The sequence below is a fragment of the Azospirillum sp. UFLA03-27 genome, assembly GCF_059803775.1.
Map to the genome: position 1 here is coordinate 1 of NZ_JAUQTX010000232.1, position 10,422 is coordinate 10,422.

6 protein-coding genes are annotated in these 10,422 nt (G+C 70.6%); 3 read left to right on the forward strand and 3 right to left on the reverse strand.

Annotation, left to right across the window (positions count from 1 at the left end; genetic code table 11):
* Positions 1–74: 74 nt before the first annotated feature.
* The 3 genes from Q4I23_RS25795 to Q4I23_RS25805 form a co-directional block, all read right to left on the reverse strand.
* Positions 75–1,988 carry a response regulator gene (locus Q4I23_RS25795; RefSeq protein WP_498528105.1) on the reverse strand — a complete coding sequence of 638 codons (1,914 nt, stop codon included), beginning with the start codon at positions 1,986–1,988 and terminating at the stop codon, positions 75–77.
* A 112-nt stretch (positions 1,989–2,100) separates the two neighbouring features.
* Entirely contained in the window at positions 2,101–2,583 is a 483-nt protein-coding gene (locus Q4I23_RS25800; protein WP_014241270.1) for an MmcB family DNA repair protein, read from the reverse strand.
* Positions 2,584–2,695: 112 nt separating this feature from the next.
* A complete protein-coding gene (locus Q4I23_RS25805; protein WP_454019249.1) occupies positions 2,696–3,799 on the reverse strand; it encodes a sensor histidine kinase in 1,104 nt (367 codons plus the stop codon).
* A gap of 458 nt (positions 3,800–4,257) precedes the next feature.
* On the opposite strand from Q4I23_RS25805, the gene Q4I23_RS25810 reads away from it, so the two are divergent.
* From Q4I23_RS25810 to Q4I23_RS25820, 3 genes are all read left to right on the forward strand, one after another.
* Positions 4,258–5,724, forward strand: coding sequence for an ATP-binding response regulator (locus Q4I23_RS25810; protein WP_498528106.1), 1,467 nt, complete (start codon positions 4,258–4,260; stop codon positions 5,722–5,724).
* A gap of 244 nt (positions 5,725–5,968) precedes the next feature.
* Positions 5,969–8,209: a sensor histidine kinase gene (locus Q4I23_RS25815; protein WP_454019251.1), complete on the forward strand. Its 2,241-nt coding sequence runs from the start codon at positions 5,969–5,971 to the stop codon at positions 8,207–8,209.
* Positions 8,210–8,798: 589 nt separating this feature from the next.
* The gene (locus Q4I23_RS25820; RefSeq protein ID WP_454019252.1) at positions 8,799–10,250 is read left to right on the forward strand and encodes a bifunctional enoyl-CoA hydratase/phosphate acetyltransferase; all 1,452 of its coding nucleotides are present in this window, start codon (positions 8,799–8,801) and stop codon (positions 10,248–10,250) included.
* The last annotated feature ends 172 nt before the right edge of the window (positions 10,251–10,422 follow it).

Consider the following 10,422-nt stretch of genomic DNA (forward strand, 5'->3'; position numbering starts at 1 on the left):
AGGCGGATGCCATCGGCATCCGCTGAGAGCCGGCGAATGAGGCGATATGAGTCTAAAGCGAACGGAAGTTCGCTTTAGGCGCCGTCGCTCCACCGGTCCAGCGCGGCGAGCGCCGGAGGAACGGCGGCGTCCAGCGCACGGCACAGGGTGTCGGGATCGCCCTCGCCGGTTTCCAGCGCGACTTCGAGTGACCGTGCCGCGCTGCGCAGCGCCATGCAGCCGTAAATGCCGGCCACCCCGGCGATCTTGTGGGCCATGGCCCCGGCGGTCACCCGGTCCTCGGCGTTCCAGGCCTGCTCCAGGGCGGCGTGATAGCCGCGCAGCGTGACGAGGGTGTTGGTCACCAGGGTGGCGACCCGCTCCGCCGGCAGATGCTCGCGCATCTGGCGGATGGCGTCCTCATCGAACACGGGAAGGCCGGGTGCGCCGCCCGGCGGAGCGAGCATGCCCGCCAGCGCGGACGCGACGCCGGCGCCGGAGGACTGGTGGTCCAGGATGGCGTTCAGCGCGGACAGGCGCAGCGGCTTTTCCAGAACGGCGTCGGCCCCCGCCGCCCAGCAACGCTCCGCCGCGCCGGGCTCGGCGGAGGCGGTCAGTGCCACGATGCGCAGCCCCGCCGCCGCGCTTCCGGCGCCATGGGGCAGGGCGCGGATGCGGCGGGTCGCCTCGATCCCGTCCATGTCCGGCATCTGCACGTCCATCAGGACGAGGTCGTAGCGATCCCGCTCCACCGCCGCCAGGGCGGCCTGGCCGTCGCCCACCACCGTCACCTCGTGACCGGCGCGGCGGAGCAGCGCGGCCGCGGCCTGCTGGCTGACCGGCTCGTCCTCCGCCAGCAGGACGCGCAGCGAGGGCCCTTCGTTCGTCGCGCCGGTCCGCTCCGTCCTGTCCGGATCGGGCGGCGCGGTGCGCTGGGCGCGGCTCTGCGCGATGCCCAGGCCGACCGCGAAGACCGCCAACCCTGTGAGCAGCCCGACCCCGGCGGGGGCGGCGGCGGACAATTCGGCCCCCGACCGCGGGGTGTTCGGTGCGGCCAGCCCATCCCGCAGCCCGTCCCGCAGGGCCTGCGCACCGCGGCCGGCCCGGTGGGCGAGGTCGCTGGCGGTGCCGCGCAGCAGCGTGGCGATCCCCACCGCCTTGGCGGTCAGCCCCTCCTGCTCCTGCCGCAGATCGAAGACGTTCTGCTCGTCCATTCCCAGCGCGACGAGCTGGCGCGCGGCGTCGGCGCGGCGGGGGCTGGCGGCGTCGATCGGCAGATCGTTCAGGGCGTCGAACAGCGCCGCCGTGGCCTTGCGGAATTCGGCCCGCGCCGAGGTGGCCGAGGCCGGCGCCGTCCCGGCGGCGAGCAGCCGGAGAGCCACCGCCTGCCGTGAGCCGTCGATCCGGCGCATGGTTTCGTCGCCCGGTGACGGCGTGCGCAGGGTGGCGAGCGCCTCCGCCAGCGCCTCGCTGCGGTCCGCCACCTGTTCGGCGAGGTCCTGAAGGCTGCGCTGAGCGGACAGACGGCGCTCCACCGTGGCGTTCAGCTCGTCCGCTTCCGCGCGGATGGCCAAGGCGGCAAAGCGCAGGTCCGCGCCCCATTCCCGCGGCAGGCTCTCCAGTGTGGCGCCGAGCCGGTGCGTCTTCTGGCGCAACGCGTTGTGAGCGGTCAGCCGGCGCTGGGCGGTGCCCGCCGCTTCCAGCTCGGCCGCGTCGGCGGACAGCCCGGTGGCCAACTCCGCGATGCGCATGAGGTCGAGCGCCTCATCCAGGTTCCGGGCGGCTTGGCCGCGGGCACGGGCGTCCGTCTCGGCCAAGGCGAGCCATGTGGAGCCGCCGGCGCCGGCACCGGTCAGCAGCGCGGCCAGGGCCAGCGCACCGACCCAGGGTGCACCGACCCAGGATGCGCGGAGCCGTGGAGCTCCAGCCCTGGGAGCGCTCAGCTGCGCAATCCGGCGCTCGCGGCGTGGTTCCGCCGCTGTGGATGGGCTGGCATCCTGTGCGTGCATGTCCGCCCGATGGTTCCCGTTCCTGGCGGAGCTTACACCGGCTTGGCAAGGGTTTGCCATGGGACTTCGGTCATGCCCGACAATCACGCGTTGGAGAGTCAAAGGGGGGCGATCACACCGGCGAGGTGGCCTGGGTCCAGGACGGGTCCTCGATCCGGTGCAGGCGCCCGGCCCCGGTCAGCGCGGCGCGCAGGGTCAGCGCCTTGCGCCGCGCCGGAGCCAGCCGGTGTTCCGGCGCCTCGCGCAGAATTTCCGCGCCGTAGGCGTCGGCCACCATCAGGCCGCAGTCGTCGGGAATCAGCTCCGGCGGAAAGGCGTCGTCCACGGCGAAGTAGAAGGCGTCGCACCAATCCCTGTACTCCGGCCATTTCTGGTCGGAGCGGAAGTCGGCCACGCAGCTTTTCACCTCGACGATGACGACGGTGCCGGCGCCGTCCATCGCCAGGACATCGGCGCGGCGCCCGCTGGCCAACCGGAACTCCGCCATGCTGACGAAGCCGCGCGCGGCCAGCGCCCGGCGCACCCCACGGAAGATCGGGACGGCGCCGCCCGCCGGGAGCGGCGGCTCGTCGCCCTGCAAGAGGATATCAGCCATTTGAGACGGAACAGTTCGGGAACGACAAGGCACCATGACCCGGCTTCGCGGCTTTGCCAAGGGACTTCTGCCGAATCCGGGCCGCGCGAAAGGGGCAGGCGCGGGAGCCGGCTCAAGCCATGCCGAGGGGAGCGCCATGAGAGGCGGCGTGGGGCAGGCTGCGCCGCGGCGGGAACATCAGGATGGCGGTCGTGCCGGCGCCGGGCTCGCTGTACAGGTCCAGGCGTCCGCCGTGCATCTCCATCAGCCGCTTGACCACGGGCAGGCCGATGCCGGTCCCGGTGGTGCCGCGGGGAACGGTCATGTCGGCGCTGCCGAAGGGTTCCAGGACGCGGGCCATCTCGTCCTCGGCGATGCCGGCGCCGGTGTCGGCCACCATCAGCCCGATCCCGCCGTCCGGCATGGGGCTGGCCGACAGCATCACCTGCCCGCCCGACGGGGTGAACTTCACCGCGTTCGACAGCAGGTTGGTCAGCATCCGCTGCAGCGCCCGGGCGTCGCCGTAGAGCAGGGGCAGGTCGCCGGACAGATCCTCTCCGATGTCGACGCCGCGGGCCGCGGCCTTGTCGCCGACCTGGGCCAGCGCCTGACGGGCGGCGTCGGCCACGTTGATGGCCTCCTCCTGCATTTCCGTCCGCGGGGCCTCGCTCTGCGACAGGTCGAGAATGCCGTCGATCAGCGAGAGAAGGTGCGTGCCGCTGGCGTGGATGTCCGCGGCGTAGCTGTGGTAGCGGGGAGAGCCGAGCGGGCCGAAGGTCTCGGCCAGCAGCACTTCGGAAAAGCCCAGCACCGCGTTCAGCGGGGTGCGCAGCTCGTGGCTCATGTGCGCCAGGAATTCCGCCTTGGCTCGGTGCGCGCGGTCCGATTCCGGAACGGCGGGAACCTCGGGGCCGAGTTCCACGAGGGTTACGCAGACGGAGGGTGACGCGATGCCGGCATCGAACGGGGTCGCGGCGATCCGCCAGCGCGCGCCTCCGGGCGCCATCACCAGGCGGCGCACCGTCTGCTTCTCCGCCACGCAATCGGCCAGGCAGGCGAACAGACCGGCGTCCTCGCCATCCTGGAGATCGTCCGCGCGCAGCCGGCGCCCGGCGAGGGGGTGCCCGAACAGCCGCTCCGCCGCGCGGTTGGCCGTGAGCCATTCGAAATCGCCGACAGCACCCGTGGCATCCCGCACCGCGGCCAGCACACCGACACCGTCGGCAAGGGCCGCCATTGCTGCACCCACCAACGCATCGCCGGTCGATCCACCGGCCTCCGGCTCACCCCGGTCCGAAAGCACAGAATGCCCCGCGCCAGCCGGCGTTGCCGCCTCCGGTTGTCGGTCGCGGAAAGGGGTTTCGGTCACGGCATCCATTGATCGCATAGTCGAAAAGATTCGAGAAACATGCAACCGACAAATTGCGACAATCCATCGTGTTATTGCGTGGTTATGCCGTCAATTCAGTGCCTTTTCTTGACTTTTATATAAAAATGCGCACAAATGTTCTGAAGGCCAGCGGCTTTGGGCGCCGTGCCGGAACGCTGCGCGGCTGGGTCATCCTGCAAACCGATTATCCTGCAGGGGATCGGACGAACGGCGGGCTTGATCCTTGGCGCCGCTTCCGTAGCCTGGATTGCTCGGGACCGCTTCCGGTCATCAGGAAACCGCGTGCAGGCAGGGGGGCGCCGCCCGTGACGAGCGAGGGAGCTTATCGGCAAGGCGCGGGGCGGCATGGCGCGGTCCTGGTCTTCGACACCAACGACCGGCTGTCCGCCTGGAACGATGAGGCGGAGGCTCTGCCCAGCGCCGCGCGCCTTCTGGTCCAGGGCGCCCTGCCGGAAACGCTGGCCCCTCTTTTCCGCGGCCTGCCAGCCGGCCACACCGTCACCGACTGGCCGCTCAGCGGCGGCGGGTTCGTCCGCCGCACCGCTGGCGAGGGCGCTGCCGGCGAAGCGGCCGCCGGAAATGGACCCGCGGCGGGTGCCGACCTGTCGGGCCGCCTGTTCGCCGCGGCCAGCCACGACCTGCGCCAGCCGCTGGCCGCCCTGTCGCTGCTGCTTGGAGCGCTGGAAGGGCGCCTCGACGGGGCCGCGGGTGGTGGTGGGAAGAGCGTTCCCGGTCGGGGAAACGCCCCGGCCGACCCGGCGGCGCGCGATCTGCTGAGCGCCATGGGCAACGCGGTGCAGTCGCTGCGCGGCATGGTGGACGGGCATTTCGACCTCGTGCGGCTGGAGGCCGGTCTGGTGCAACCGGACATCGGCGCCCCCGTGGTCAACGGCATCCTGACGCGGGTGGCGCTGGACGCGGCCCCGCGCTTCGACGGGCGGGGGCTGCGCTTCTCGGTGCTGCCCTGCTCGGTGCGGATCGCCACCGACGCCTCGCTTCTGGAGCGCATTCTCCAGGGGTTCATCGCCAACACCCTGCGCCACACCGAGCGGGGCCGGGTGGTGCTCGGCTGCCGTCGCCAGGGGCCGGACCTGCGGGTCGAGCTGTGGTCCACCGGGCGCGGCCTGTTGCCCGAACAACTGCGCATCCTGCGGGAGGAGTTGCGGTGCCCGGACGGGGCGGGCGATCCGTCGGTGATCGACCTCGGGCTGCGACTGGCCTGCGGGCTGGCGCGGCGGCTGGGGCACCGGCTGGAGGTGGACTCGGCGCCCGGCCGCGGCACGATGCTGGCGGTTCTGGTGCCGCGGGCCGCGGACGGCGCCGAGGAGCCGCCGGCGCTCGCGGAGCCTGCCGCACTCAACGCCACGGCGCCCGGCGAGGACGTCAGCCGCGCCCGCGTGCTGGTCATCGAGGACGACCCGATGGTGTTGGATGCGCTTGGCACGCTGCTCGGCCAGTGGGGCTGCGCGGTGGTCGCCGCGGACTCGGTGGACGCCGCGCTGGAGCGGCTGGGCCCCGGCCCGCAGCCGCCCGACCTCGTCATCTCCGACCTGCGGCTGAAGGGGGCGATGAACGGGATCGTCGCCATCCGCCAGATCGGCAAGGCGCTCGACGCCACGCTGCCCGGCCTGATCCTGACCGGCGACACCGACCCGATGCGCCTGCGCGAGGCGCGGCTGTCCGGCTATCCGCTGCTTCACAAGCCGGTGGCGCCAATGGCCCTGCGGGGTGCCGTGGCGCGGCTTCTCGGCCGCGAACGCCTGAAGTCGTGAAAACGTTTCGGGTCGCTGCCAATGCTTGGGCGGGGCGCTTCACCTTGTATTGCAGAATTGACATCAAAGTGAGGGCTCAATGCCCATGCAAACGACAATCAATAGTCAGCGCGCCCGGTGTTTTTGCTGGAACCGACTATCCATTTGGGAGGATAAGGGCTTTTCCATTATCGAGGCGCAGGACCGCTTGCTATAGTCGAACGATCCGACGATTTCGGTGAAAACGCCATTGGGAACGGGTGGGATGGCGCTGCTGGACAGAAGGAGAAGGGTCTCGTTTGCGGTCCCGGTGCTGGTCGCCGCCGGCCTGACGCTGACCTTTGGCGCTTTTTTCCAGATGCGCGCCGCCAACCGCGAGGCGGAGCGCGCGCAGCACGAGCGGCAGTTCGCCCAGTTCCATGACGCCCTGACGGAGCGGATCGGCAGTCACACGTTGCTGCTGCGGACTCTGCGCTCAGCCTTTTCCGACCCCCGCCCGGCCGACCGCGACGGCTTCGCGGCGGCGGTCCGGCCGATCATGCCGCTCTATCCCGGCTTGTGGTCGGTCGCCTGGGTAAGCCGGGTGTCCTCGGCGGAGGTGCCCGCGCTGGAGGCGGCGATGCGGGCCGCCGGCCGCCGGGACTTCACCGTTCGGAATGCGGGCGAGACGGGAGATGAGGGTCCCGGCCTGGTCCCGGCGGCTGCCCAAGGGGATCTCTTCGTCAACACGCTGGTGGAGCCGGAGCGCGGGGGGGCCTTTGGGCAGGGGATCAACATCCTCTCCCTGCCCAACCGGGCGGAGGTTCTGGCGCGGGCCTGCGCGTCGGGTGACCTGACGGCGACGGAGGCCCTGCCGCCGCGTCCGCGGGGGGAGACCGGGCGCGGCATCGGTTTGTATCTTCCCGTCTACCGCTACCCTGTGGATGAGATGGACGGGGCCGACCGCTGCGCGGAGGTCGCCGGCTACGTCTCCTCGGTCTTCGGCATCACCCGCCTCCTGGAGGAGGCGGGCAACCGTGTGGACGGCCTGCATGGGGCCGTGCATCTGCTCGACGGGCCGGCGGGCGGCGGCGGGCGCGTCCTGGCGTCCCGCGACCTCACCGGCGCGTCCGAGAACCGGGAAGGCGTTCCCTTCGGCGAGCTCCGCAAGGACGGGGACGCGGTGCTCGAGCGCGATCTGGTGATCGGTGGCCGGCGCTGGACCCTGGCGCTGGCGATTTCGTCCGAGCCGGGGCTGGCGTCGGTGGATTATCCGGCCTGGATCGTCCTGGTGATGGGGCTTCTGCTGACCGGCGCGCTGGCCGGCTACACCCGGCGCGAGGCGCAGGCCAAGCGCCTTCTGGTGACCGAGGCCCGCGCCCGCGCCGCCATGGCCCGCGCGTTGCGCGAAAGTGAGGAACGGTTCCGCATGGCGCTGCGCCATTCGCGAGTCGCCGTGTTCAGCCTGGACCGCAACCTGCGCTACATGTGGATGTACAACCCGCAGACCGGGCGGGCGGCGGAGACCTTCATCGGGCGGACCAACACCGACATCCACGCGCCGGACGACGCGGCGCGGCTGGACGCGGTGAAGAGGGCCGTTCTGGACTCCGGCACCGGAGCCCGGCAGGAGGTCCGCGTCGGCGCGGCGCCCGGCGCGGAGCAGGTGTTCGACCTGATCGTCGAACCGCTGCGGGACGAGGCCGGGGCGGTGTCGGGCGTGATCTGCGCCGCCATCGACATCTCCGACGGGGTGCGCATCCGCGAGGCGCTGGCCGAGGCCCATGCCGAGGCGGAGCGGGCCAACCGGGCCAAGTCGCGCTTCCTCGCCGCGGCCAGCCACGACCTGCGCCAGCCCTTCCAGGCGATGAGCCTGTTCCACCACATCCTGTCCGCCCGCCTGTCCGACGCCAAGCAGATGGAGGTGGCCGACAAGCTGGGGGAGGCGATCGCCTCCGGCAACACGCTGCTGAACACGCTGCTCGACACCTCGGCGCTGGAGGCCGGCAACGTCAAGCCGCGCCCCACGGTCTTCCCGTTCCAGGACATCGCCGACCGGCTGAGCCGCGAGTTCGCGGAGCAGGCGGCCAGCAAGGGCATGGACCTGCGGATGGTGCCGACCTCGGCCTATGTGCTCAGCGATCCCGTGCTGCTGGAGCGCATGGTGCGCAACCTGCTGGTCAACGCGCTGCGCTACGCCGAGACCGGGACGATCCTGCTGGGCTGCCGGCGCCGCGACGGCCACACGCTGGTCGAGGTGTGGGACACCGGGCCGGGCATTCCCGCCGACCAGCTCAAGCTGATCTTCGACGATTTCTACCGTTGCGGCACCGACCAGCGGGACAGCGGGCGCGGGCTGGGGCTGGGGCTGTCGATCGTGCGGCGCACGGCGCAGATCCTGGGCCATCAGGTCGACGTGCGGTCGCGCGTGGGCAAGGGCACGGTCTTTTCGATTTCCGTGCTGATGATCGGCGACCGCCACAACCCGCTGCCCGAGGAACCCACCTCGTCGGCGGTGAGCGCCTGAGCCTGTCCGGCCTCGCCATCTTCGCCATGCGTGCGGCGGGTGTGTGCGCCGCAAAATCGGCAGGGATGGACGGGCGCCTTCTTCGCCTTTCCACGAAAATCCCAACGATCCGTCAATCCTGCGTCTCCGCACGCAAGGTCTTGCCATGCTGCGCCTGCTCAGTGATACAATGCTGCGCGAGCGGTTTGCGGTGCTGGAAAGTAAACAGTTTCCGTCTTCCAACCGCTTGACATAGGTCATGGGGTGAGACCTTGGGCCGTCGTAAGACCGTGACGGAACGACATTTCCGCTGGTCGTCGAAGACGGTCGGCGCGGGGTGCGGTGAGGCGGCGGGACCGGCGCGGCGACGGGGTGCGACATTGTTGCACCGCAACGGAACCGCGAAATGCGCCACCCTGTCACATCTCTTTCACGGTGCCAGGCTATTCAGGGCACCCCGAACCGGCCCCTGGCGGGCGGCCCTTCCAGGGCCGGCCAATCCAGGGGTCCAACAAAAAGGCCGCGGACGACAGGGCGATCCGCAGGCCGGGAGGATTCGGCCCGGGGATCAGACGATTCCGAGCCGCTATCCGATTGAGGAGCTTCTCCAATGGACCGTGTTACCGCGCCCGCCACCCCCGACTTCGGCAAGAACGGCTCAGCCATGATCGAGAACGTCACCTTCGAGGAAATACAGATCGGCCAGCAGGCGAGCCTGTCGCGGCGTCTGACCATGTCCGACATCGAGCTGTTCGCCACGGTGTCCGGCGACATCAACCCCGCGCACCTCGACGAGGAGTATGCGGCGGACAGCCAGTTCCACAAGGTGATCGGCCACGGCATGTGGTCGGGCTCGCTGATCTCCGCCGTTCTCGGCACGCTGCTGCCGGGCCCGGGGACGATCTACATGGGCCAGGACCTGCGCTTCAAGCGACCGGTGGGCCTGGGCGACGTCATCACCGTGACGGTCACCGCCAAGGAGAAGCACGGCGAGAAGAACATCGTCGTCTTCGATTGCGTGGCGCGCAACCAGGACGGCAAGGAGGTCGTCTCCGGCCTCGCCGAGGTGATCGCGCCGACCCGCAAGGTCCGCCGCGCCGCGCACGAGCTGCCGCAGGTCCAGGTCATCCGCCACGACGGCCATGACGAGCTGCTGGGCAAGACCGAATCGCTGCCCCCGGTGCCGACCGCCGTCGTCCATCCCTGCGACGAAAGCTCGCTGAAGGGCGCGGTCGAGGCCGCCGAGGCCAACCTGATCGACCCGGTGCTGATCGGCCCGGCCTCCAAGATCAAGTCGGTCGCCGAGGCCCACGGGCTGGACATCAGCCGCTACCGCATCGTCGACGTGGCGCATTCCCACGCGTCGGCCGAGACCGGCGTCCGGCTGGCCCGCTCCGGCGAGTGCGAGGCGGTGATGAAGGGCAGCCTGCACACCGACGAGCTGATGGCCGAGGTCGTCCGCAAGGAGACCGGCCTGCGCACCGGCCGGCGGCTCAGCCACGTCTTCGTGATGAACGTGCCCACCTACCCGCGCACGCTGCTGATCACCGACGCGGCGATCAACATCTACCCGACGCTGGAAGACAAGGTCGACATCGTCCAGAACGCCATCGACCTCGCCAAGGTTCTGGGTGTCGAAACGCCGCGCGTCGCCATCCTGTCGGCGGTCGAGACGGTGAACCCGAAGATCGCCTCGACGCTGGAGGCCGCAGCACTCTGCAAGATGGCCGACCGCGGCCAGATCAAGGGCGGCATCCTCGACGGCCCGCTGGCCTTCGACAATGCCATCAGCCTGGAAGCCGCCCGCACCAAGGGCATCGTGTCCGAGGTCGCCGGCCAAGCCGACATCCTGCTCGTTCCGGACCTGGAGGCCGGCAACATGCTGGCCAAGCAGCTCTCCTTCCTGGCCAACTCCGACGCCGCCGGCATCGTTCTGGGCGCGCGCGTGCCGATCATCCTGACCAGCCGCGCCGACAACGTGCGCACCCGTCTGGCGTCCTGCGCCGTGGCCGTCCTGGCCGCCGCCGCCCGCCGCCGCGGCGCCGCCGCCGCGGCCGAGTGAGAGGGGCACCCGTCATGACCAGCCAGAACGCGGGTGGCGGCAACGCCATCCTGGTCATCAACGCCGGTTCCTCCAGCCTGAAATTCTCGGTCTTCCGGGAAAGCGGGGCGGGGGGGCTGCGGGTGACCATCAACGGCCCTGTCTCTTATACACATCTGACGCTGCCGACGAT